This window comes from Prevotella scopos JCM 17725 (assembly GCF_018127785.1).
GTDB classification, from domain to species: domain Bacteria; phylum Bacteroidota; class Bacteroidia; order Bacteroidales; family Bacteroidaceae; genus Prevotella; species Prevotella scopos.
In genome coordinates this window covers 739844-764469 of sequence record NZ_CP072389.1, presented here as the reverse complement: position 1 = coordinate 764469, position 24626 = coordinate 739844, and the positions used below count along the sequence as shown (strand labels likewise).

Here is a 24626-nt window from a genome sequence, read left to right as displayed (position 1 = left end):
ATAATAGAATTCGTTATGACGGATGCAGCCTCTTTGCGTCCGCTATTGTAGTCACTTCTTAAGTTTATTCAAACACTTTTGCGTCCTTTAAAGACAATCCTTTGTTAAGGTCTTTGTCTGAAAGTAAGACGTCCTTGACATCGATAGGCCATTTAACACCTACAGTCTCATCATTCCATCGAAGACTTGCCTCTGTCTGTGGAGAATAAACATTATCTACCTTGTAAGTGAAGATAGCCTCGTCAGAAAGTACAAGAAATCCATGTGCAAAGCCACGTGGCACAAAGAACTGACGTTTGTTCTCTTCCGACAACTCCGCCATAACATACTTGCCGAATGTTGGAGAACTCTTGCGGAGGTCAACAGCGACATCAACAACTTTTCCTTTGATGACACGTACCAACTTTGCCTGAGCGGTATCACCTTCTTGATAGTGAAGTCCGCGCAGAACACCATAGCTTGACTTAGACTCATTGTCCTGAATGAAATCAACATGATAGCCTATGTGTTTGTCGAATTCTGCCTGCTTGAAAGACTCGAAGAAATAACCCCTTTCATCATTAAATACTTTAGGCTCAATAATCCAAACACCATCGATTTCGGTCTTAATAAACTCCATAGTTTTAATTTTTAGTTCTTAATGCAAAGATAATAAGTTTTATCGATTATCGGAAGAATTACGACCTTATTTCATTCATTAAGCAAGAATTTAACGTTGGCAACTTGCCACTTCCAAATAAATTACTTAATTTTGCAAACGTGATAAAACTCGACCGACATATAGAGATTCTTCTGCTGGGAAATGACTGTGTCATTGTTCCGGGCTTAGGTGGCTTTGTTGCCCATCATATTTCAGCTAGATATGATGAGCAGGATGGCTTGTTCCTGCCACCTTATCGTACGCTTGGCTTTAATGCACAGTTGCGAATGAACGACTCATTGTTGGTACAGTCTTATGTTGATGCCTACGATTTAAGCTATCCAGAAGCTTTGCAGCAGATAGAAAATGAGGTTGATGAGATTTACCGAAGATTAGATGAGGAAGGATTATTTGAATTGAATGACCTTGGTAGTCTTTCAAGAAATGCTGATGGTAATTTGGAGTTTGAACCTTTCGAAAGTGGCATACTGACGCCATTTTATTATGGTTTAAGTAGCTTTAGCTTTAAAAAACTTGAAAACCAAAAGCAGTCTACACTAACGACGATAGAAGTCAAGACACAAAAACAGGGCGTTGTATTTGTTGACGATTCTGATAGTGAAAACAAACGTCTTAGCATCAGCATGCGCGCTTTACGTAATGTTACGGCGGCAGCAGTCTTCCTAACGGCAGTCTTCCTTGTTGCATTCCCTGGGTCAACTCGAAAGGGCTTGTATGATAAACCGCAAATTAAAAGTGGTGTACTCTATAATATCTTCGACTCTGATGATACGTCGAATGCTTCGAAACGGTTTAATGCGGTAATACCAAGTAGTCATGTGGCTGGTGTAAAGACTGCACAGAAGGCAACTCCATCTATCTCTTCTCATTATTGGGCAATCGTTATGGCAAGTCACGTAAGTGAAAATAATGCACGTGCCTTTGTTCATAAATTGCAGAAGAATGGTCTCACTGACATACGTGTCTATGAAGGTAGTGAGAGTATAAAGGTGCTCTGTGGCTATTTCTCAAGTCAGCAAGAAGCTTTTGCAAAAATGAAGGTCATCAATAAGACCACACCATTTAAGGAAGCTTGGGTGATAGAGATAGGGAAGTAAGCGTTAACACATTAGCTTTAAAAGGTTGAAGTTAATTACTCCTTTCTCAAACAAAATCCAATATAATTATAGTCGAAGAACAGGCTTTTCGACATTTGTATCTGTTTAGCCTTGTTCATTTCTCCATGAGAGCCTCTTTTTCCTCTTACGAGGTGAGGGGCATTTTTATTAAAATTACTTTTATTATATGAAGAGAGTAAGATGTCCGAAGTGTGATAACTTCATAACTTTCGATGAAACAAAATATAAGTCAGGACAACGTCTTGTATTTCAGTGTCCTCAATGTAATAAGGAGTTCGGTATTCGTATGGGTGTCTCTAAATTGCGTAAGACACAAAAGGAAGAGAACGAAGCGACAATGGATGAAGATGCTGAAAATAAGTATGGTTCGCTTCATGTAATTGAGAATGTCTTTCATTATCGTCAGGTTATCCCATTACACATGGGTGAAAATGTTATCGGTCGTTATATGAAAGGTAATCCTATTAATTGTCCTATTGAGACGGTTGACCCAAGTGTTGACATGACGCATTGTACGATTACTGTGAGTAGGAACAAACAAGGAAAGTTGCAATATGTTTTGCGTGATGGCCCATCTTATACAGGTACGTTTGTTGACAACGTCATTCTCGGCGACCGTGAGCGTCGTCTTATTGAAGATGGGACACTCTTTACGATAGGTGCAACAAGTATTATTCTTCATACATCTGATGAAGAGAACGTGGCTCAGTAGAGATAGTATGGGGGAGGAGGGCTGCAAGAACTGAAGAATTTTTAAGGTTGGAGTGAGAAGTAGTGTCAAGACAAAGGCGACTATTACTAATTCTATAGAAAGGTTTAATTTCAGTTTGCTGTCATTTTTAACATTTCATGCATCTTCTTGAAATATAACAAGTTAGATGTCGGTCATAAGTGATAGGAATGACAGGAAATTATAATCCTCACCCCAATCCCTCTCCGAATGGCGAGGGGAATAGAAACAGAGACACACCTTATGTTGGTTGGCAGCTGGTTAGTTAACAAGTAAGCTATTTGCTTGCCCTTTTCTACATACATTCGCGTGATTCGTAGTTCTCTATATTTCTTCCGTTTATGTACATTGAATAATATGTTCATTATGTAAATCTGTTTATCTATTTTGTGTTTGTATAATTCCAACCTTTCGAATTGAGTATATTAGATCGTGAAAATAGTTTATACAGAAATGAGCGTTTAGCAGTTAAAAACCTTAGAAATAGTGTCTTTTTCTGACGTTGTAACTATGTGGGGATCAGTTAGTTATGGCGCGGTATTCTAATAGGTGCTTAGTAAGGCTTCAAAAGAGCCTTAGTTAGACCGCAAAAGGGCACCTTTTAGAAGACAATTGAGGCTTAATTAAAAAGCTGTTCAGTCTCAACAAAAAACGTAAATGTGAATTATTATTACAAAATGGATAAATGCAGGATGTTTATAAAACAATAAAGCCGACTTCTACACATCAGTAAAAGCCGGCTTTATTGTTCATATCTAAGTACTTATTTTCCAGTCATTACACCTTCTACATATAGGCGTGTCATTTCAACTTTTCCATTTGTACGTACGGTAATACTCTTTTTGAAGTGTCCTGGGAACTTACCAGTTCCGTTGTATGTCACATCAATCGTGCCTTTTTGTCCCGGAGCAATTGGTCGCTTATCATAGGTTGGTATGGTACAACCACAACTTGCAACAATCTGGTTAATTACCAACGGGGCCTTACCCACATTTGTGAATGTGAATGTTGTTTTGTGCACTGGATTGTCGTCTGAGAAAGTACCGAAGTCGTAAGTTACTTTATCAAATTTAATTTCTGCCTGATTCTGTGCTGCAGCAAATGTCAGTCCGAAAACTAACATCATTGTCATTAATAAGAACTTTTTCATGTCGTCTTTGTTTAATTGATATTTATAAGTTCGATGCAAAAGTAATCAGAAAGTTTATTGTTTCACTAAAATTTCACAATAATTAAGGAGAAATTAAAATTTTATCGTCTTTCTACCTATCGTATTAACATTAAAACCTGCAGAACAAATTTGATATTTTCATTAGGTGTTTCCCATTTTTAATTTAAAGTTCGTATCTTTGCAGGAGATTAATAAAACTAAACGATTGGAAGTTAATACTCCTTTTTGTTAATAACAGAAGCGAAATATAATAAACATATAATAAGGTATGTATAGAACAAATACTTGTGGAGAGCTGCGCCTTTCAGACGCAGGCAAGGAAGTGACCCTTGCTGGATGGGTACAACGCACGCGTAAAATGGGCGGTATGACCTTTGTCGATCTCCGTGACCGCTATGGTATTACCCAGTTAGTTTTCAATGAGGCCGACAATGCAGAACTTTGTGGTGAAGCTAACAAGTTAGGACGTGAATATTGCATCCAAGTAAAGGGTATTGTTAATGAGCGTCAGAGTAAGAATAGTAAGATTCCAACTGGTGATATTGAGATTATTGTCAAGGAATTGAATGTACTCAGCAGTTCTGAGACACCTCCATTCACTATTGAAGATAATACTGATGGTGGTGACGACCTCCGCATGAAATATCGCTACCTTGACCTTCGTCGTGAGGCTGTACGTAAGAATATGGAGTTACGTCATCGTATGACAATTCTCATTCGTAACTTCCTCGATGCTGCAGACTTTATGGAGGTAGAAACGCCTATTCTCATCGGTTCTACCCCAGAAGGTGCTCGTGACTTCGTAGTTCCTTCACGTATGAACCCAGGTCAGTTCTATGCACTCCCACAGAGTCCGCAGACACTGAAGCAGCTGTTGATGGTAGCTGGTTTTGATCGATACTTCCAGATAGCAAAGTGTTTCCGTGATGAAGACTTACGTGCTGACCGTCAGCCAGAGTTTACACAGATTGACTGTGAGATGTCATTCGTAGATCAGGAAGATGTTATTAATCTTTTTGAGGAAATGGCACGCCATCTCTTCCGTGAGATTCGTGGCATTGAGCTTCCTAAATTAGAGCAGATGAAATGGCACGATGCAATGAAACGCTTTGGTTCTGATAAACCAGACTTGCGTTTCGGTATGGAGTTCGTTGAGCTGATGGATGACCTGAAAGGCACAGGTTCATTCTCTGTCTTTAATGAAGCTGCGTACATTGGTGGTATTGTTGTTTCTGGTTGTGCTGATTATAGCCGCAAGCAACTCAATGAATTGACCGATTTTGTTAAGCGTCCACAGGTAGGTGCTCAGGGACTTGTATTCATCAAATATAATGCTGATGGTACTATCAAGAGTTCTATTGATAAGTTCTACACAGAGGATCAGCTGCTGAAGGTGAAAGAAACAACAGGTGCTAAGGATGGCGACCTTGTATTGATTCTTTCTGGTGATAATGTTAGAAAGACACAAGTTCAACTCTGTTCTTTGCGTCTTGAGATGGGCGATCGCTTAGGACTTCGCGATAAGAACGTGTTTAAGTGTCTTTGGATTGTTGACTTCCCATTGTTCGAATGGAGTGATGAAGAGCAGCGTTTGATGGCCACTCACCATCCATTTACAATGCCTAATCCTGATGATATCAAGTTGTTGGATGAGCATCCGGAGCAAGTTCGCGCAAAGGCATACGACTTTGTATGCAATGGTATTGAAGTTGGTGGAGGTTCACTCCGTATTCATGATACCCAGTTGCAGGAAAAGATGTTTGAGGTCCTTGGCTTCACGCCAGAGAGTGCAAAGGCACAATTTGGCTTCTTGATGAATGCATTCAAATATGGTGCACCACCTCATGCAGGTCTTGCTTTCGGTCTCGATCGCTTCGTAAGTATAATGGCTGGTCTCGACTCAATCCGTGATTGTATTGCCTTCCCTAAAAACAATAGTGGACGTGATGTAATGTTGGACGCTCCTTCATTCATTGATCAAAAGCAGTTAGACGAGCTAGAAATCAAGTTGGATTTGAAAGCATAAGTCTCATTTTCGTTGACTTATATCAATAATTTTAGCATAGAGGAGATAAAGGACTCTCTATCTGTTACTTTTCGTTGTAAGTCTTTGATAATTTGAATTATTAGCTGTACTTTTGCAAACAATAAGTAGCGTCAGATGCCGGAATGTTTATAATTCTATTATTTGTTAGCATTACTTATTGTAGATAAATACAAATAGGACTATTCGATTGCTTGAATGAGACTTTAATTGTGTACAACTATGACAGAAAAAAAAGAAGTTAAGTCTGCTCCTAAGGCAGCAAAGAAGGCTCCTGCTAAGAAAGCTCCTGCAAAGAAAGCAGTAGTAGCTATTAATGCAGAGAATGTTGGATTTAAGGCTGGCGATGTTTACAACGCTCTTGCTGCTGAGGCTAAGGCTTTGACAGTTGCTGAGATTGCCAAGATTGCCAAGATTAGTACTGAGGAAGTTTACCTTGGTATTGGCTGGCTCTTCAAGGAGGGTAAGGTTAATGGAGAAAATGACAAGGTTGCTCTTGCTTAATAAAGAGTAATTGTTATAACACATGAGGGGGAGTCTGTATAATAGAAGATATAGGCTCCCTTTTTTTGTATGCACTACGATAGAGAAATATTAAGGATTCTTGCTGAAGCTGGTAACGAGGGACTTTCTGTTCAGAAAATCTCCCGTCATGTTTTTAATGCTTGTAATTCTTTTTTCAATCCGCTCTGTCAGAACGAGGTGCATAAATATGTACAATCATTCCTTTTGAAAAATAGTAAGTCTGTTGTTTCCCTTGTTGAAAAGAGAAGTAAAGGAGTGTATCGACTTAACGAACATTGTAATTTGTCGCAACAACTGTATATTCAGTTTCGTGACGATGTTGAAACACCCAAAGAGAAGCCTGTTGAGGATCAAAGCTTGAATCTCTTTGAGTGCTAATATTTCAGCCTGTTTCCCTTAATTCTTCTTGGTAAGAACGACTAAAAATGAAAAAGCTACACCAATAATTGTTGTTATTCATTTTTATTTGTATATTTGCAATCATATTAATTTTTTGATAATAGTTATGGCACAAACTGATAATCATCTTGTCATTATGGCGGGAGGCGTTGGCAGTAGATTCTGGCCGATGAGTACTGCAGAGCGTCCTAAGCAGTTTATTGATGTTTTAGGCGTTGGAAGAACGCTTATACAGCTGACGTATAATCGTTTTGCTGATGTCGTTTCGCCAGATAATGTATGGGTTGTAACAAACCAAAAGTATGTAGCTTTGGTTCATGAACAGCTTCCGGAGATACCCTTAAATCATATTTTGAGTGAGCCTTGTCGTCGCAACACGGCTCCTTGTATTGCTTATGTGAGCTGGCGTATCAAGAAAGAAAACCCTAAAGCTAACATCGTGGTGTCACCAAGTGACCATATTGTAGCAAATGATACAGAGTTTAGGCGTGTTATCACTAACTGTTTGAAGTTTACTGCAGAGACCGATGCTGTGGTAACGTTGGGTATGAAACCAACACGTCCTGAGACAGGCTATGGTTATATACAGGCCGATCTCTCAACAGCATCAGCACGTAATCGTGAAATTTATCGTGTTGATCAGTTCCGTGAGAAGCCTGATTTGCATACTGCTGAACAATATATTAAGCAGAATAACTTTTTCTGGAATGCTGGTATCTTCATTTGGAGTGTATCAACGATTGTTAATGCCTTCCGTATCTATCAGCCAAGTATAGCAAGAATCTTTGAGCGTATCATGGATGTCTTGGGAACCGTAGATGAACAGCGTTTCATAGATGAAGTATATCCTGAATGTGAAAATATCTCTGTCGATTATGCGATTATGGAAAAGGCAGAGGAGATTTTTGTTTGTCCAGCAGACTTTGGATGGAGTGATTTAGGTACTTGGGGCTCTTTGTTAGCTCATACGAGGCATGATATCTATGGTAATGCTGTGATTGGTAATGACGTGCATCTGTTTGATAGTAAGAACTGTATTGTTCATACAACAGAGGAGCGTAAAGTCGTCATTCAAGGACTTGATGGTTATATTGTAGCTGAACAAGATGGTAAGTTGCTTATCTGTCGCCTCACTGAAGAACAGCGCTTGAAGCAATTTACGGGTGAAGGTTAATCTTTCTTGAATAAAGATTTTGATAGAATTGTTTGCGTAGGGATAGTTTTTTTAACTAGTTCCTACGCATATATCTTTTCATATGCTTCGTGAAATTAGTTCTTTCACTCTGCAGCGTAACTTTCAGTTAGTTATAGTTAAATGGGAAGTAGATGTCTATTCGTTCTCAATCTGACATATTGTTAATTGGTGTTTAGGCTCAACACCAATTGTGCGGAGCATGAACACCAATGGTGCGGGGCATGTGCACTACATGTGCGGAGTATCTGCACGTAGGCGAAAGATGCATAGTAAGAACGTTTGTTATCGTGATGCTCGAAGTTAATGACCAAAACCAATTGTTATAGTCTTGGTCTTTTGATAGCTTAAATACAAATACGACAATGGTACTAAAATTTAAGTTTATATTTTTCCTTGTATCTTTTTCCCCTTTTGTGCTCTTTGCGCAAACTCCGCAGCTTGTGCGTATCAATCCCCAGCATCATTTTCAGCATACTGTCCCTAAAGGGAATTATAGCGGACTGACATGGTTGGGTGGTGATCGTTATGCTGTGGTATCTGACAAGGCAGCAGAAAGTGGTTTTTTCATCTTCCGTATTTTGATTGATAATGTAAGTGGAGATATAAAAAGTATTGAAAATGAAGGCTTTCTTTCGTCTGGAACGGCGAATAAGGACGAAGAAGGCATTGCTTTCTTTTCAAAGGACAGTACGTTGTTTATCTCTCGTGAAGCTGATAATAGGGTAGTTGAGTTTGGAATGGATGGTAAACTAACGGGTAGGGAGTTGGCGATACCGTCTATCTTTAGCACAGCCACGCCTGCCTATAGTTTTGAAGCACTTACGTATAATGCGCAAACACATCGTTTCTGGACAACCTCTGAAAGTACGTTGAAAATTGATGGGAAGCAAGCCACCGCTACAAATCTAGTGCAAAATCGACTTCGTATGCAGTCTTTTGATGATTCTTTGGCTCCTAAAGAGCAGTATGCTTATTTGATGGACACAGCTGAAAATCATCCTTCAGCTTCAAATTTTGCGATGGGTGTCCCTGCTATGATTGCCTTAGATAATGGATGGGTACTTATTCTCGAGCGCGAGTTCTTGGTGACGACGAGTAAGCTTGGATCTTTTGTTGAGAATAAGATATATTGTGTCAATCCAATGGCGTCTGTAGCTATTAGTCAAGAAAAAGGGCTAGATTCTGATAGTCCGTATATGCATAAGACACTTGTTGCAGCATGGAAGACCTCCTTGGGCTTACTTCGTCAGAATCTAGCTAATTATGAGGGAATGTGTCTTGGTCCCCGTCTTGTAGATGGAAGCCAAGTTATCGTGCTCTGTGCTGATAGTCAAGACCAGTATGGTGGTGTGCTACGTGACTGGTTTCGTACGATTATCATTCGATAATAATCTTATCGTTCTGTACAACCATTATTTCATCTTTTTATGAAGTTTGCGCAATGCCTTGTCACGAATCTGACGTACGCGTTCACGTTTCAGTCCCATGTACTCCGCAATCTCAGCCATTGTATAGTTAGCCCCGCCCAGTCCATAGATATAGGTGATGATACTTTTCTCTCGGTCATTGAGTACATCTAAGCCTTTTTGAATCTCATTGCTGAGGATTTCTCGGTTAAGATGTTCATCAGCATGCTTTGCGTTCTCGTTCTCAAGGATGTGCTGAAGGGTGAAGTTGTTATTACTTCCTACGGGTACTGGCTGGTCAATAGAGATTGCATGCGAACGTTTTTGTTCAAACTTACTCGTCTCGTTTTTAGGAAGTTTATACAGTGTAGCCTGCTCTTTGATAGCTTCTTCCATGGCCTTACGGATGTAAGGAGCAGCAAAGACAACAAAGCGTACGCCCCGTGAACCATCAAACTTCTGTGCGGCATACATCATACCGATGTTTCCCTCGCTAATCAAATCGTCTTCGCCTAAACCACGATTACGATATTGATGTGCCAACGATACGACAAACTTCAAGTTAGCCTTGGTAAGTTTCTCTAAGGCACTAGCATCGCCAACCTTTATCTTTTTAGCTAACTCATGTTCTTCTTTATCTGAAAGAAGTTGCTCATTGACGATATCTTCGATGTATTTTTCGTTTAAAGTCATAACAGGGAGATTTTGTTAATTATCAGTATATTGTGTTATACCTGCTGTTGTTTACTATTGTCATTCTTCCTTTTCTTGATATACCACTTAACAAGGATGTACAGACACGCAAGGATAACCAAAATAATCAATCCAAACTTGATGTACTCACCGTACTCTAAGATTTTCTCTTCGAGTTGCTCTTCTGGTACAAAAGAGTGCATGTAATGTCCTAAGAAGGCGAGAATACTATGCCATGAAGCAGCACCAATAGTTGTATAAAGCAAGAATTTCCAATAATTCATCTTTGCCAATCCTGCTGGAATGGATATAAGATGACGTATGCCAGGTAGGAGGCGACCAGTGATAGTGGCAACCATACCATGATCATCAAAGTATTTCTCACTCTTTTCCACCTTCTCTTGATTCAATAAGCAAAGATGTCCCCATTTGCTATTAGCAAACTTATAGATGATAGGGCGACCAAGATACCATCCAGCGAGATAGTTTATTGTTGCACCAATGTCTGCTCCCAATGTAGCGAAAAGGATTACCAACCATATATCAAGGTTGCCTGCGGCAGCATGATAGGCAGCTGGGGCAACGACTAACTCTGATGGTACTGGGATAATCGTACTTTCAAGAAGCATCAAAACGAAGATGGTGCCATAGTTGAGATGTCCGAGCATCGATGTGATAAAACTCATAATGATTATGTTATTAATTATAACTCAATTTATTGTAAAACATTTATACGGGGATAATCCTGTGGTTTTGTTCCTTCTGGATAAAGGTCTGAAAGCACTTCAATGCTTTCCTCAGGATTTCTTTCAACAGCTTGTTGCAAGTTTATCTTGAATTCTTCGTTCAGCTTCAATTCATAACAACAGCGTGCAAGGTATGCAAAGCCGATGTCCCAGTCATCATTCATTTCGGGTAACAGCGTACTTAAGATATTATAAGCATATTCAACATAACCATTGTCAAAGGTAGAAATACCAATGTGGATGAGTGTCAAACTTTTATTCTTAGTTTCTGTTAATGCTAAATGAAAATAACGTTGCGCTTCTGAAGCATTGCCCTGCATGAGATGTATATGTCCGATGGTAACATCAACGATGGCTGTATCCTGTTGGTGACAAAGGCACTTATAACGTTCGTAATACTTAAGAGATTCCTCATAATTACCAAGCGTAAAGAGTCCGTTTGCCTTGTTTAAGATTGCTTCTTCGTCATCTGGGTTGATGGCAATAGAGAATTCGCTAGAAGTGATAGAATCCTTAACATCATCTCTTAAAAGCTGATTCTGTGCTAACTGGTTCCAATAAGGGCCAGAATAGGGGTTGGCATCAAGAAGTTCATTGAGAATAGATTCGCTCTCTATGTACTTCCCACGACTTTTGAGGATACGAGCATGAAGTTCTTTATAATCATTGTCCTCAGTCTTTGTAGAACGGCTTAACCATTTCTCCACATATTCAGTTTCCTCATAGTCGGAGAAGAGGGCTGCTACATCTAAAACATAATCCTCACGGTCTTCGGATGAAATAATCTCGTCATACTGTCTTTGAAGAAAGTCATCAGCTTCGCTCGTTCTATTGTCAACAATCATTATTTCAGCCTTGAGATAGAGGTAGTCTAAGTCACTCTTGTCGATTATTGTCTCTGCAATCTCATCGGCGAGTTGCGGGTTGTTGCTGCTGAGCAATGCCATACGAGCTTTGAAAGCAAGTGGAGACGTAGCTGTTGGGTACATACGAATGGCATAATCAGTTGCTTCAAGTGCTTTCTTGTCCTCACCGATATAGTGATAATATTCAGCAACATCAGTCAGTTCCTCTGAATCGAGGAACTCGCTGATGTTGTCTTCTTGCAGTGCTTCATACCTATGAAGTAACTGTCTGAACTTTTCACTCTGATAGTATATATCCAATGCTTACTTTCTTTAGTTATGCTTTGGCCTTCTTAGCCCATGTATCCTTTAAGCCAACAGTCTTATTGAATACGAGGTGGTCATTTGTTGTGTCAGGATCAAGCATGAAGTAACCAGTACGCTGGAACTGTAGATAGTCGCCTGGCTTCTTCTCTGCAAGATATGGCTCAACATAACAATCTGTACGAATAGTAAGACTATCTGGGTTAAGCAACTCACGGAAATCACGTTCGTCAGCTGCTGGATTCTCAACGTTGAATAGGCGGTCGTATTCATGGACCTCTGCCTTCAGACAATGGTCAGCGCTAACCCAGTGGAGAGTACCCTTCACTTTACGATCAGCACCTTGCATGCCACTTTTGCTGTCAGCATCATATTCAGCTTGAATCTCAATGATGTTACCTTCCGCATCCTTCGTACAGCCTGTACATTTAACAATGTAGGCATTCTTCAGTCTTACTTCTTTGCCAGGAGACATACGGAAGAATTTCTTTGGTGCATCCTCCATAAAGTCAGCACGCTCAATCCAAAGATTCTTTGAGAAAGTGATGGCGTGTGAACCATCTGCCTCGTTCTCTGGATTGTTGATTGCTTCCATCTCCTCACTCTTTCCTTCTGGATAGTTGGTGATAACAAGTTTTACAGGGTCGAGGACTGCGCTGACACGTGTTGCCTTCTTGTTCAAATCTTCACGTACGGCAGCCTCCAATAATGCTACGTCATTGAGAGCATCAAACTTCGTATAACCGATAGAGTCAATGAAGTTACGAATAGACTCAGGAGAGTAGCCGCGACGTCGCATACCGCAAAGGGTCGGCATACGTGGATCGTCCCAACCCTTGACATGATGTTCATCAACCAATGTGTGAAGCTTACGCTTAGACATTACTGTATATGTAAGATTCAAGCGGTTGAACTCAATCTGTCGTGGACGGTTATCTTCCAGATTGTCAGCTGTGCCATCACTTTCTTTCAAGAAGTCAATGAACTTATCATAGAGCGGACGATGCGGTACGAACTCGAGTGTACAGATAGAGTGAGTGACACCCTCAAAATAGTCGCTCTGTCCATGTGCAAAGTCATACATTGGATAACAATGCCACTTCGTTCCTGTACGATGGTGTGGAATCTGAATGATTCGATATATGATAGGGTCACGGAAGTGCATGTTAGGGTTAGCCATGTCAAGCTTAGCACGAAGTACCATGCTTCCCTCAACAGCCTCAGGTGTATTCATCTGCTCAAATAATGCAAGACTCTCTTCTATCGGGCGATCGCGGTAAGGTGATGCTGTACCCGGTGTAGTTGGTGTACCTTTTTGTGTTGCAATCTGTTCAGAAGTCTGCTCGTCAACGTATGCCAAGCCCTTCTTAATCATCCATATTGCAAAATCCCACAACTTCTCAAAGTAATCACTTGCATAATAAATGTTACCCCACTTGAAACCGAGCCAGCTAATATCATGAAGAATGTTCTCAACATATTCATTATTCTCTTTGCTTGGGTTTGTATCATCAAAACGAAGATTACAAATACCCTTATAGTTCTCAGCTACACCAAAGTCCATGCAAATCGCTTTTGCATGACCAATGTGAAGATAACCATTAGGCTCAGGCGGGAAACGTGTCTGAATACGTCCACCGTTTTTACCCTTTGCGAGGTCTTCCTCTACCAGTTGTTCAACGAAGCTCAAGCTACGCTTCTCCTCATTGGTGTTGTTCTCTATCGTAGTCATATTTTCCTATTTATTATTATGATTGCAAAGATACTTATTTTTTCTCGTTTTTTGTACACTTTGTTATTAAATAATGATACCCATTTTGTGTTACTAATATTAATAATCTTTAGGAAATACGTAATTGAGTGATGTTCTACAATATAAGTTATGGTTTTCGTAATGAAATGAAAGGAATTCTTTTGTTAATTTTTAATCGTTTAATGAAATGTAATAAGACAATATGTCAGATATTGACTTATACTGGTAACAAATGTTTCTTTATTGATAAAAAAGTTGCAAAAAAGTTTGCACGAAAAAAAAATATCTATTATCTTTGCAAACGTTATCCTGAATACAATCTTTTTACCTTAAAGAAACTAATACCTATTGAGATTGAATGCCCATCGCTGTGAAGCGTAGGGCATTTTTAGTTTTAGACATTTTTTATTCATAATATTTTTCTTTACATTATTACATTTAAATGCTTCGTGGACCTTATAAAATTCTATTATATTTTTAGTTTCTAACTTACAAAAAGAAATGATATAATATATTTTAGGTGTTTGTATAACAGTTCATAACTCTTTGAGTATTTTATGTTTAACTTTTGTAATTAATTATTTGTATTGATATAAGAACAAGTTATAATTGAATAATTTTAAGCGAATACTTATGTTTAGGTATTTTTCATTCTTTCTTGTAGTATTTACAAAATTAATATTTTCGCGCTTGTTGTTTTTCGTTGATAAATTGTAACTTTGCATAAAACTGAAAAAATGAAGAATATCTTAAAAGAATTAAGACGTAAGGATCATCCACGTGTACTGGGTGGCTTAGATATATTTAAGTTTATTGGTCCTGGTTTATTGGTGACCGTTGGTTTTATTGACCCAGGCAACTGGGCAAGTAACTTTGCAGCAGGTTCTGATTATGGCTATGCATTGTTGTGGGTAGTAACACTTTCGACGATTATGCTTATAGCTTTACAGCATAATGTTGCCCATCTTGGAATTGTGACAGGACTCTGTCTTAGTGAGGCAGCTATTAAATATGCTCCGAAATGGATAGGCCGTCCCATTATTTTGAGTGCTATTCTTGCCAGCATCTCTACTTCTTTAGCAGAGATTCTTGGTGGTGCGATTGCGTTACAGATGCTTTTCGGTATTAGTATTCCTACAGGTTCTATCTTAACGACAGTGGCTGTGTTGATAATGCTTTTTACGAATAGTTATAAGAAGATGGAACGTGCCATTATTGGTTTTGTGTCAATGATAGGTCTTTCGTTTGTCTATGAACTTTTCCTCGTTGACATTCATTGGCCAGCAGCTATTGAGGGAGCATTTGTTCCAACAGTCCCACAAGGATCTCTCTTGATTATCATGAGTGTATTGGGAGCGGTCGTGATGCCTCATAATCTTTTTCTTCACTCTGAGATAGTGCAGAGTCGCGAGATTTATTTGGAGGGTGATGAGCGTATTCGCCATATGCTTAAGTATGAGTTTATTGATACACTTTTCTCTATGATTGTGGGCTGGGCTATAAACTCTGCGATGATTCTTTTGGCAGCAAGTACGTTTTTCTCTCATGGTCAACATGTAGAAGAGTTATCTCAGGCGCAAGCAATGTTACAGCCGCTTTTAGGTAATAATGCTGCGAATATTTTTGCCATTGCTTTGCTTTTGGCTGGTATTTCAAGTACGATTACCAGTGGAATGGCTGCAGGTAGTATCTTCTCTGGACTTTTCGGTGAGTCATATAATGCGAAAGATACACATTCTATCGTTGGAATTATCCTCTCGTTAGGTATTGCGCTTCTGATGATTTTCTTTATTGGTGATCCTTTCAAGGGATTGATTATCTCTCAGATGTTCTTATCAGTTCAACTTCCTTTCACTATTTTCTTGCAAGTGGGTCTGACTTCTTCTAAGCGAGTGATGGGAAAATATGCCAATAGTAAACTGAATATGATCTTTCTTTATTCCTTGGCGGGTATTGTCACCTTACTTAATATATGGCTTCTGATTGAGAGTATATCCTGATGATTAAGTTAGCATACATCAACGGAAAATTCAGTTTGGTAATAAAATACATAAGTTCAAATTAGTTGATGCCTAATTTAAATTCGGTTAGGCGTTAGTTAAGATTCAAAAGGGCATTAGTTGGCATACAATTAATGCCCTTTTGTTTTGTAAAGTTCCAAGTTCAATGAATTGTTCACTTCCTGTCACTGCCTTCATTTGTTGTAGGTGTTAAACGTGTTGTATCACAGTAAGATATGTGAAATGTTAAAAGTGATAGCAAACTGAGATAATACTTTTCTTATAGAATATGTATTTGTTTCTGTCTTTTTGAAGAATACTATTGGCTTATACAATGAATCGATGATTAGCTTTTGTTTTGCTTCATCAACACCATATTGCAACAGAACTCACTTATGACATAATGATTCTTCATTACAAACCATTACTCCGTTTGTGTTATAAAGTTTGCTTTTGAAGTTTACAATTACATGATATAAAATAAAGAAGACGGGAATGATAGCCTCTATCATTCCCGTCAATCATATTTCTTGTATTAACCTTAGATTGACTTGTAGCCTTTTGTGCTATTATGTGCAAGCAAGTCTTTCAGATTCAACTCTCTGCCACCATGTGCTTCGTAAGCTTCTCTCATTTCTTCCTCGCCCTCAGCCTCTTCTTCAGAGTGAACAAATGTAACGCACTTGTCTTTAAGTTCTGCGACTACCCAGCCAACCAGTGCGATAATTAGCAGTGCAATCAGTCCTGTCATTGGAGTTATCATAATTGATTTGTTTTTTATTTCTGATGCAAAATTACATTAAGTTTCGGAAAGGACCAAATAATCTGTTAGTTTTTAGTAACTTTGCAGTATTAAACGTGAGATGTAAGAGGTATAGATTTATAGTATTCTTGATTATAATACTTATTTTTATTCCTGTTCAATCTGTTTATAGTACTAATGATAAGGAAGTTCTAAACATAATATATTAATGGAGAAGATCTTTTTATGTTCATATTTTGCTGAGGTTGCTTCAATTTTATCCGAATCTGTTTCAGTTCCGTTGAGAGGCAAGACAGTAGCATTTATCCCTACAGCAAGCATTCATGAAACGTATACACAATATGTGGAAGAAGCCAGAGTGGCATTTGATTCTCTTGGACTTATTGTTAAGGAATTGGAAATTACTCAATGTAGTAAGAATGAAATAGAAGAGGTCTTGACAAGCTGCGACTGTATCTATGTATCGGGTGGCAATACGTTTTTTCTCTTGCAGGAATTGAGGAGAACTGGGATTGACAGGTGTATCATAGAGCAGGTGGAGCAAGGAAAACTATATATTGGGGAATCTGCTGGAGCGATGATACTTGCTCCCAACATTGAATATGCAAAGGGTATGGATGACTGTTATTCGCGGGTGTCAGGAATGGAGGATTTTGTTGGTCTTGGACTTGTTGGATTCTATCCTGTCGTACATTTCGATAGTGTTCCTTTTGAAAAGGCTGCACGGGAAGTTGTCAACAAGAATAGCCATCTTCCCTTGAAGATTATTACAAATCAGCAAGCTATTGTTGTTGTGGGAAACAATGTCGTAATAAAAGAAAGAAAATAATTTTTATTGGCTGAGATAATTGGCTGAGCTGTTTATTTTATGCTGTACTATACTATAAAAGGATGACAAGAAAAGAAAGATATGATTATACATTGAGTTATTTTCGCAAGAATGTTGGACATGTAACAACTGAACTTAATTTTGGTTCGGCATTCCAACTTCTTTGTGCGACACTTCTATCCGCTCAGTGTACGGATAAGCGAATCAATGCTATTACGCCAGAATTGTTCCGTCATTATCCAGATGCAAAGGCGATGGCAGAGGCTACAGCCGATGAGATATTTGAGTATGTGAAGAGTGTTTCTTACCCAAATTCAAAGGCAAAACATTTAGTTGAGATGTCGAAGATGTTGGTTGAGAAATTTGATGGTGAGGTACCTTCAGACCCTAATGCACTCGTTACGCTTCCGGGAGTAGGGCGTAAAACGGCAAATGTTATTCAAGCAGTGTGGTTTGGTAAGCCAACACTTGCTGTCGATACGCATGTCTACCGTGTCAGTCATCGTTTGGGACTGGTTCCTTCAACAGCAAATACTCCTCGTAAAGTTGAGGATTATCTGATGAAGAATATCCCTACAGAGGAGGTCTCAGATGCGCATCATTGGATATTGCTTCATGGTCGTTATATTTGCAAGAGTGCTAAGCCTGATTGCGAACATTGCCCCTTTGATGATATATGTCCAAAGTTGTTGGAGAATAGCAAGCTATAAACAGACTTCAAAAGGTAAAAGATAAAAAGGATATAATATAGGAAGAATATGAATACAAAGAAGATAATGCACTTTCTGAAAGGTATTGCTGCGAACAATAATAAGCAATGGTTTCAGGAGCATAAGGCTGAATACGATGAGGTGAAGGAAGATTTCGAGAACGGAGTTGACCAAATAATATCTTGTTTGGCAAGCTTTGATGAAGAAGTTTCACACTTGACAGCAAAGGATTGTACTTATCGTTTTTACCGTGACGTACGTTTCTCACCTGACAAGAGTCCATATAAGCGACATCTTGGAGCATATATTTGTGCACATGGTAGGAAGGCATTGCGTGGTGGCTATTATATACATTTAGAGCCGGGTAACTGCTTGGTGGCTGTGGGTTGCTATTGGCTGCCTACGAATATTTTGACTTCATGCCGCAATGAAATCATGGCGAATGTTGATGAATGGCTCAAGCATGTAGAGAATGAGGAGTTCATCAATTTGTTTGGACGACCCAATGAGGGTGAGTGGACGGATGATAAAGTAAGTAAGAATGGTTTTGGACTTACTGCCTTAAAAACTGTTCCAAAGGGATTCCCAAAGGATTATGAGCATCTTGAGTATCTTCGAATGAAGGATTACTGCTGCTGGGTTAAAGTCTCTGATGATTTCTTCGAGGGTGATGGCTGGCTTGAACAGTTAAAACAAATCTGCAAGACGGGTAAGCCTATGATGGACTTTATTAATAATGTGGTAGATGATTATGAATAAAAACAAATAAAGAGGAACGCAAAGGCATTCCTCTTTATTTTTATATGTACTATAACGCTTTGGCTAATGAATTCATTAGCCAAAGAGATAATAGGTTATTTCTTTCTTAATTCCTCAAGACTTGCTTTCAAAGCTGCAATCTTTTCCTCAGAGTCACTTTGCTTCTTGCGCTCACGTTCGATAACAGCTTCAGGTGCATTTGATACGAACTTCTCGTTTGAGAGCTTCTTCTTGATACCTGTGAGGAAGCCTTCAAGATGCTTGAGCTCCTTCTCCTGTTTCTCAATCTCAGCTGCAATATCAATCAAGTCACCCACTGGCACAGCGAAACTATCGGTACCTACCATGAAACCAGATGCGTCACCGCTCTTTTCAGCTACCACCTCAATCGCCTTCAAGTTAGCCATCTTAATGATCACACTGTTATAAGCCTCGTATTTGTTCTGACCGATTACATTCAAGTCGAGCTCAACCTTTGGGGCGATGTTCTTCTGATTGCGTACGGTTCTAACACCGCTGACAATCGCCTTAACCTGCTCGATGGCATCGATGAGCTTTAATTCCTCCTTGCTTGGTGCGTCAAGTTTGAGTTCATCACGCATAATGCTCTCGTTCTCCTTGCGCTCATAGATGTGCTGCCACAACTCTTCAGTAATGAAAGGCATGAATGGGTGCAACATCTTCAAGAGTGAATTGAAGAATTTAAGGGTTGATTCGTAGGTGAGCTTGTCGATTGGTTTGCCATATTCTGGCTTAATCATCTCCAAGTACCAGCTTGAGAACTCGTCCCAGAAGAGGCGGTAAACAGTCATTAAAGCCTCTGAAATACGATAGCTCTTGAACTGCTCGTTCATCTCAGCATTTACTTCCTTCAACTTCGCTTCGAACCATTCAACAGCAATCTTGTTTGCCAATGGCTGCTCGGCATCAGTTGTCTCCCAACCTTGAACGAGGCGGAATGCATTCCAAATCTTATTGTTGAAGTTACGTCCCTGCTCACAAAGTGTCTCGTCGAAGAGGATGTCGTTGCCTGCAGGAGCAGATAGCATCATACCCATGCGAACACCGTCAGCACCATACTTCTCAATCAACATGATTGGGTCTGGTGAGTTACCAAGACTCTTACTCATCTTGCGACCAAGTTTATCACGTACGATACCAGTGAAGTAAACATGCTTGAATGGGAACTTTCCACGATACTCATAGCCAGCCATAATCATACGTGCTACCCAGAAGAAGATAATGTCTGGACCTGTAACGAGGTCGCTAGTAGGGTAGTAGTAGTTGATTTCTTCGTTGTCAGGGTTGTTGATACCATCGAAGACAGAGATAGGCCACAACCAACTTGAAAACCAAGTATCCATACAATCGCTCTCTTGCTCAAGGTCGGCAGCTGTAACAGAAGGATTAATCTCCTGTGCCAACTTCAAAGCTTCTTCTGTAGTTTCTGCCACAACTGTAGCATTCTTGCCTTCTGCATCTTTGAAGTAGTAAGCAGGAATACGATGACCCCACCATAACTGACGGCTGATACACCAGTCTTTGATATTCTCTAACCAGTGACGATAAGTGTTTTTATATTTCTTTGGATAGAACTCAATATCGTCGTCCATGACTGGAGCGAGGGCGATATCAGCAAAGTGCTGCATCTTTAAGAACCATTGTGTAGAAAGCTTTGGCTCAATAGGTACGTGCGTACGCTCTGAGTAACCCACTTTATTGTCATAGTCCTCAACCTTCTCCATTAGTCCTGCAGCTTCCAAATCCTTTGAAATCTGCTTGCGTACATCCATACGATCCTGACCTACATATAGGCCAGCTGCCTCAGAGATAGTACCATTATCGTTGAAGATATCAATTGTTTCCAATCCGTGCTTTAGACCAAGTGCATGGTCGTTAACGTCGTGAGCAGGTGTAACCTTTAAACAGCCAGTACCGAACTGGATATCAACGTATGAGTCTTCAATTACTGGAATCACACGGTTTACCAATGGAACAACAACGCGAAGACCCTTTAACCAGGTGTTCTTAACGTCCTCTGGATTAATACACATAGCAGAGTCACCCATGATAGTCTCTGGACGAGTAGTGGCCACAACAGCATAGTAGCCTTTCTCATCCTTATGCATTACATTGCCTTCATCCTTGCGTTCAACCTTTGTTTGGTCGTCATCAGCAACATAATATTTAAGGTGATAAAGCTTAGAATGCTCATCCTTGTAGATTACCTCTTCGTCAGAAAGAGCGGTCTGAGCTTGTGGGTCCCAGTTAACCATGCGAACACCCCGATAAATGTAACCCTTTTTGTAGAGGTCGCAGAACACCTTGATAACACTCTTGCTACGGATGTCATCCATTGTAAAAGCTGTACGATCCCAATCGCAGGAACAACCAAGTCGGCGCAACTGTTTGAGGATAATACCACCATGTTCATGTGTCCAGTCCCATGCATGCTCAAGGAACTGCTCACGTGTAAGGTCGGTCTTCTTTACACCTTGCTCAGCGAGGCGACCTACAACCTTTGCTTCTGTAGCAATACTTGCATGGTCTGTACCTGGAACCCAGCAAGCATTCTTACCCTCCATGCGGGCACGTCTTACCAGAATGTCCTGAATAGTATTGTTCAGCATGTGACCCATGTGAAGCACACCTGTTACGTTTGGTGGTGGAATAACCACGGTGTAAGGCTCACGGCCATCAGGCTTAGAACTGAAAAGCTTGTTGTCCAGCCAATACTGGTACCATTTTGATTCCACTATTTGTGGATCATACTTGCTTGCTAATTCCATTGTCTTGTATATTATTATTTCTTTATTATCATTAAAATTACGATGCAAAAGTACAAAAAATCCGCCTAAAAAGCGTATCTTTGCATCAATAATAGTACTCTGATGGGTACTTTAACGTTTATGTTTAACTTAAACATCAAGACTTTGCATACTAAAGAAGAAAAACTGAAAGCTTTTGCCCGACTTTTAGACATTCAGGAAAGACTCCGAAAGGAATGCCCGTGGGACAGAAAACAAACCAACGAAAGCCTTCGTCCCAACACGATTGAAGAAACTTTTGAATTAGCAGATGCACTTTTGAAGAACGATTCAAAGAATATCTGTAAGGAACTTGGCGACGTCATGGAACACGTTATCTTCTATTCATTGCTTGGTGAGGAAAAGGGTGAATTTGATGTTGCTGATGTCTGCAATGCACAATCTGATAAGCTTATGTTCAGACATGATTTTATCAACTGGGTGGGATGGAGCGTGACAAGAACAGATATGACAATCAATGCTGCAGGACAGGTTGTTTACAAAGATGAAGAACAGCAGACACATAACAATCTCGATTCATCTACTCCAAATACCGCTTCTCAGGTAGAATCAACATGGGAGCAGCGTAAACAACGTGAACGTGATGGTAACACTTCGGTACTTTCTGGTGTTCCTGATTCTCTGCCCAGTCTTATAAAGGCCTATCGTATTCAAGACAAAGCACGCAATGTTGGCTTTGATTGGCAAGAAAAAGAACAGGTGTGGGATAAGGTGTATGAAGAGTTAGGTGAACTAAAGGACGAGTTGAAGAAAGAAGATAAGGAACATTCAACAGAGGAACTTGGCGACTTTTTGTTCTCAGTTATCAATGCAGCTCGTCTCTATCATCTCAATCCTGATAATGCTCTTGAATACACGAATCAAAAGTTTATTAAACGGTTTAACTATATCGAAGAAGCAGCTAAAGCTAAGGGAGTTACGATAAAGAATTTGACTCTTGCAGAAATGGATGAACTCTGGAGTCAGGCGAAGGCTGCTAACAGTTGACATTATCATAGTCATTAAGAAATTTAAATATGAGAAAAAGCTTTTATTTTATCATGTCTTTGTTTATTCTTGCTATGGTCATAGCTTGCAAGGATAATAAAACTAAGTCAGTTATGACTGAAACTGGTGAGGCTGAGGACTCTGTAGCGACAAACGATAGTACTATCTATGGCACTATGGTTGATGGCGGTATGAATTCAATTGTTTTGCTCACAGACAATGGCGATACACTTGAATATCTCGTGAACCCAGACGACACTGCTGATGTTGTGAAGGGTGGAAAGATTAATGGTGATCGTTTCGCCGTCATTGGTTATAAAGAGTATGGTGATAACTTCATGCGCTCTGCTATTAACCTTACTTCATTGTTGGGTAACTGGATAAGTCTCGATCGCAACTTTGAGATTAAAGAAGGTGGAACTGTTACTTCAAGCTTGCAGTCAGAGAAGAATCCTTGGACAGAATGGAAGATATGGAATGGTAAATTGGTTCTGTCAAAAGATACGTTTGATGTCGATAATCTTGGAGCTGACACGCTGTCTTTGGAGAACAAGGCTGGTATTTTTGTATTTACGAGAGGGAAATAAGTGTTAGCAACATTCTCACTATAGAATCCGTAACGACTATTATAAGAAATCTAATCTCTTCACTTTGCTCTTCATTAGGGTGGGGTGAAAAGTGATTGATAGGATAATATGGAACCATTCAAAGTGCATATTCTTGGTTGCGGTAGTGCGTTACCAACTTTACAACATAATGCTTCTTCCCAAATTGTAGAACTTAGGGAGAAGCTTTTTATGATTGATTGCGGAGAGGGTACGCAGATACAACTTCGTAAATCACATGTACACTTCTCAAAGATTATTGCTGTTTTTATCAGTCATCTGCATGGGGATCATTGTTTTGGTTTGCCAGGTATGATTTCAACCTTTGGTATGACGGGACGCACAGCACCACTCCATATCTATGCCCCAGCTGATTTTGAACCAATTCTTAGTCAGACACTGAACTTCTTCTGTCAAGGTCTGGAGTTTAAAGTGGTTTTTCATGCCGTTAACACTAAGCAGAATAAGGTGATTTATGAGGATAAAAGTCTTACGATCGAGACAATCCCTTTGCAGCATCGTATTGACTGTTGTGGCTATCTGTTCCGTGAGAAACCAACACTACCACATATTCGTCGTGACATGATAGACTTTTATCATATTCCTATCAGTCAGATTAATAATATAAAGGCTGGGGCTGATTGGGTAACACAAGATGGTGATGTGATTCCTAATAGTAGGCTAACAACTCCTGCCGCACCTGCTCGTAGCTATGCTTATTGCTCTGATACACGATATATTAAAACTCTATATAATCTTGTAAAAAACGTAAGTACACTCTATCACGAAAGTACATACGCAGCACAAGATGCTGATCGTGCTCGTCTTTATTGGCACAGCACATCTGAGCAAGCTGCACTGGTGGCCCGAGATGCGTCTGTGGGGAAACTTCTTTTAGGGCATTACTCTGCACGTTACGGCAATGAACAACAGTTGTTAGAGGAGGCAAAAGAAATCTTCCCTAACAGCTTTCTGACACAAGAGGGTGCAATATTTGATATATAAGTAGGTTTGTATGAATTGTTTTTGATGCAATCTACCGATTTTAATGTTGTACAAATAAGAGAGGTAGCATATACCCGTACTTATTATATGATAGAGGCTTCTAAGGTTGCGAATAATCAGCTTCTGGACTTGTATTAGAGTGCTGAAATCCTATAGTAAATGATAACAACCGAATTATTTTCACGAAAATAATTATTTTTCTTCATGAAAATAAATATTTTTGTTCACGTAAATAAATATTTCTTGTCGTGAAGATAATTCGATAATGGTTGTTTCTTTTACTGATATAAACGATGATTAATCCTTCTTTTCTTCCTCATTTGAAGATTGGAATGACGCTAAACGTTCAGCTCTTACAAATAACACAACTCCACTCAAGACCAGTGCTAGTCCACCGAAAAGAAGCTCATTCCCATTGAAGTGGAGAATGACATGGAGTGCGAACAGAAGCAGTCCTAAAATAATGTCTGCAATACCTAAGTATTTGATATATCTTTTCATACAAAAGTGTAAATATACTATTTATTGGT

At 39.5% G+C, this 24626-nt stretch carries 23 protein-coding genes; 14 read left to right on the top strand and 9 right to left on the bottom strand.

Annotation, left to right across the window (positions count from 1 at the left end):
* Positions 1 to 64: 64 nt before the first annotated feature.
* On the bottom strand, positions 65 to 619 hold the full coding sequence (gene rfbC, locus J4856_RS02905; RefSeq protein WP_025836503.1) for a dTDP-4-dehydrorhamnose 3,5-epimerase: 555 nt from the start codon (positions 617 to 619) through the stop codon (positions 65 to 67).
* A gap of 140 nt (positions 620 to 759) precedes the next feature.
* On the opposite strand from rfbC, the gene J4856_RS02900 reads away from it, so the two are divergent.
* Complete coding sequence (locus J4856_RS02900; protein ID WP_455430427.1) at positions 760 to 1758, top strand: HU domain-containing protein; 999 nt, start codon at positions 760 to 762, stop codon at positions 1756 to 1758.
* A 187-nt stretch (positions 1759 to 1945) separates the two neighbouring features.
* Positions 1946 to 2491: an FHA domain-containing protein gene (locus tag J4856_RS02895; protein WP_025836499.1), complete on the top strand. Its 546-nt coding sequence runs from the start codon at positions 1946 to 1948 to the stop codon at positions 2489 to 2491.
* 781 nt (positions 2492 to 3272) lie between these two features.
* Here J4856_RS02895 and J4856_RS02890 read toward each other — a convergent pair.
* Positions 3273 to 3659: a DUF1573 domain-containing protein gene (locus J4856_RS02890; protein ID WP_025836497.1), complete on the bottom strand. Its 387-nt coding sequence runs from the start codon at positions 3657 to 3659 to the stop codon at positions 3273 to 3275.
* Between the two features lie 289 nt (positions 3660 to 3948).
* Here J4856_RS02890 and aspS point away from each other — a divergent pair, with 289 nt between their 5' ends.
* The 5 genes from aspS (at position 3949) to J4856_RS02865 (ending at position 9231) form a co-directional block, all read left to right on the top strand.
* On the top strand, positions 3949 to 5706 hold the full coding sequence (gene aspS, locus J4856_RS02885) for an aspartate--tRNA ligase (protein ID WP_065367885.1): 1758 nt from the start codon (positions 3949 to 3951) through the stop codon (positions 5704 to 5706).
* Positions 5707 to 5946: 240 nt separating this feature from the next.
* On the top strand, positions 5947 to 6228 hold the full coding sequence (locus J4856_RS02880; protein WP_025836496.1) for a winged helix-turn-helix domain-containing protein: 282 nt from the start codon (positions 5947 to 5949) through the stop codon (positions 6226 to 6228).
* Positions 6229 to 6297: 69 nt separating this feature from the next.
* Positions 6298 to 6627: a hypothetical protein gene (locus tag J4856_RS02875; protein WP_025836494.1), complete on the top strand. Its 330-nt coding sequence runs from the start codon at positions 6298 to 6300 to the stop codon at positions 6625 to 6627.
* Positions 6628 to 6754: 127 nt separating this feature from the next.
* A complete protein-coding gene (locus J4856_RS02870) occupies positions 6755 to 7822 on the top strand; it encodes a mannose-1-phosphate guanylyltransferase (protein WP_025836492.1) in 1068 nt (355 codons plus the stop codon).
* Positions 7823 to 8205: 383 nt separating this feature from the next.
* Positions 8206 to 9231 carry an esterase-like activity of phytase family protein gene (locus tag J4856_RS02865; RefSeq protein ID WP_025836490.1) on the top strand — a complete coding sequence of 342 codons (1026 nt, stop codon included), beginning with the start codon at positions 8206 to 8208 and terminating at the stop codon, positions 9229 to 9231.
* 24 nt (positions 9232 to 9255) lie between these two features.
* Here J4856_RS02865 and J4856_RS02860 read toward each other — a convergent pair whose 3' ends face one another.
* The 4 genes from J4856_RS02860 to J4856_RS02845 are packed head-to-tail and all read right to left on the bottom strand — an operon-like array spanning position 9256 to position 13589.
* A complete protein-coding gene (locus J4856_RS02860; RefSeq protein WP_025836488.1) occupies positions 9256 to 9942 on the bottom strand; it encodes a sigma-70 family RNA polymerase sigma factor in 687 nt (228 codons plus the stop codon).
* Positions 9943 to 9977: 35 nt separating this feature from the next.
* Complete coding sequence (locus J4856_RS02855) at positions 9978 to 10628, bottom strand: DedA family protein (protein ID WP_025836486.1); 651 nt, start codon at positions 10626 to 10628, stop codon at positions 9978 to 9980.
* Positions 10629 to 10657: 29 nt separating this feature from the next.
* On the bottom strand, positions 10658 to 11854 hold the full coding sequence (locus J4856_RS02850; RefSeq protein ID WP_065367884.1) for a tetratricopeptide repeat protein: 1197 nt from the start codon (positions 11852 to 11854) through the stop codon (positions 10658 to 10660).
* A 16-nt stretch (positions 11855 to 11870) separates the two neighbouring features.
* The gene (locus tag J4856_RS02845) at positions 11871 to 13589 is read right to left on the bottom strand and encodes a glutamine--tRNA ligase/YqeY domain fusion protein (protein ID WP_065367883.1); all 1719 of its coding nucleotides are present in this window, start codon (positions 13587 to 13589) and stop codon (positions 11871 to 11873) included.
* A 758-nt stretch (positions 13590 to 14347) separates the two neighbouring features.
* Here J4856_RS02845 and J4856_RS02840 point away from each other — a divergent pair.
* A complete protein-coding gene (locus J4856_RS02840) occupies positions 14348 to 15610 on the top strand; it encodes an Nramp family divalent metal transporter (protein WP_025836476.1) in 1263 nt (420 codons plus the stop codon).
* A 541-nt stretch (positions 15611 to 16151) separates the two neighbouring features.
* Here J4856_RS02840 and J4856_RS02835 read toward each other — a convergent pair.
* Complete coding sequence (locus J4856_RS02835) at positions 16152 to 16373, bottom strand: hypothetical protein (RefSeq protein WP_025836474.1); 222 nt, start codon at positions 16371 to 16373, stop codon at positions 16152 to 16154.
* Positions 16374 to 16581: 208 nt separating this feature from the next.
* On the opposite strand from J4856_RS02835, the gene J4856_RS02830 reads away from it, so the two are divergent.
* The 3 genes from J4856_RS02830 (at position 16582) to J4856_RS02820 (ending at position 18671) form a co-directional block, all read left to right on the top strand.
* Positions 16582 to 17202: a Type 1 glutamine amidotransferase-like domain-containing protein gene (locus J4856_RS02830; RefSeq protein ID WP_025836472.1), complete on the top strand. Its 621-nt coding sequence runs from the start codon at positions 16582 to 16584 to the stop codon at positions 17200 to 17202.
* A gap of 62 nt (positions 17203 to 17264) precedes the next feature.
* Positions 17265 to 17912, top strand: a complete 648-nt coding sequence (nth, locus tag J4856_RS02825; RefSeq protein ID WP_025836470.1) for an endonuclease III — start codon at positions 17265 to 17267, stop codon at positions 17910 to 17912.
* A 48-nt stretch (positions 17913 to 17960) separates the two neighbouring features.
* Complete coding sequence (locus J4856_RS02820; protein ID WP_025836468.1) at positions 17961 to 18671, top strand: DUF2461 domain-containing protein; 711 nt, start codon at positions 17961 to 17963, stop codon at positions 18669 to 18671.
* Positions 18672 to 18766: 95 nt separating this feature from the next.
* On the opposite strand, the gene J4856_RS02815 is transcribed toward J4856_RS02820, so the two are convergent.
* Positions 18767 to 21460: a valine--tRNA ligase gene (locus tag J4856_RS02815; protein WP_025836467.1), complete on the bottom strand. Its 2694-nt coding sequence runs from the start codon at positions 21458 to 21460 to the stop codon at positions 18767 to 18769.
* 144 nt (positions 21461 to 21604) lie between these two features.
* Here J4856_RS02815 and mazG point away from each other — a divergent pair, with 144 nt between their 5' ends.
* From mazG to J4856_RS02800, 3 genes are all read left to right on the top strand, one after another.
* Positions 21605 to 22486 carry a nucleoside triphosphate pyrophosphohydrolase gene (gene mazG / locus J4856_RS02810; RefSeq protein ID WP_025836466.1) on the top strand — a complete coding sequence of 294 codons (882 nt, stop codon included), beginning with the start codon at positions 21605 to 21607 and terminating at the stop codon, positions 22484 to 22486.
* Between the two features lie 29 nt (positions 22487 to 22515).
* Complete coding sequence (locus J4856_RS02805; protein WP_025836463.1) at positions 22516 to 23073, top strand: lipocalin-like domain-containing protein; 558 nt, start codon at positions 22516 to 22518, stop codon at positions 23071 to 23073.
* A gap of 108 nt (positions 23074 to 23181) precedes the next feature.
* Entirely contained in the window at positions 23182 to 24096 is a 915-nt protein-coding gene (locus J4856_RS02800; protein ID WP_025836461.1) for a ribonuclease Z, read from the top strand.
* A gap of 297 nt (positions 24097 to 24393) precedes the next feature.
* On the opposite strand, the gene J4856_RS02795 is transcribed toward J4856_RS02800, so the two are convergent.
* Positions 24394 to 24597, bottom strand: coding sequence for a hypothetical protein (locus J4856_RS02795; protein ID WP_025836459.1), 204 nt, complete (start codon positions 24595 to 24597; stop codon positions 24394 to 24396).
* Positions 24598 to 24626 lie beyond the last annotated feature (29 nt).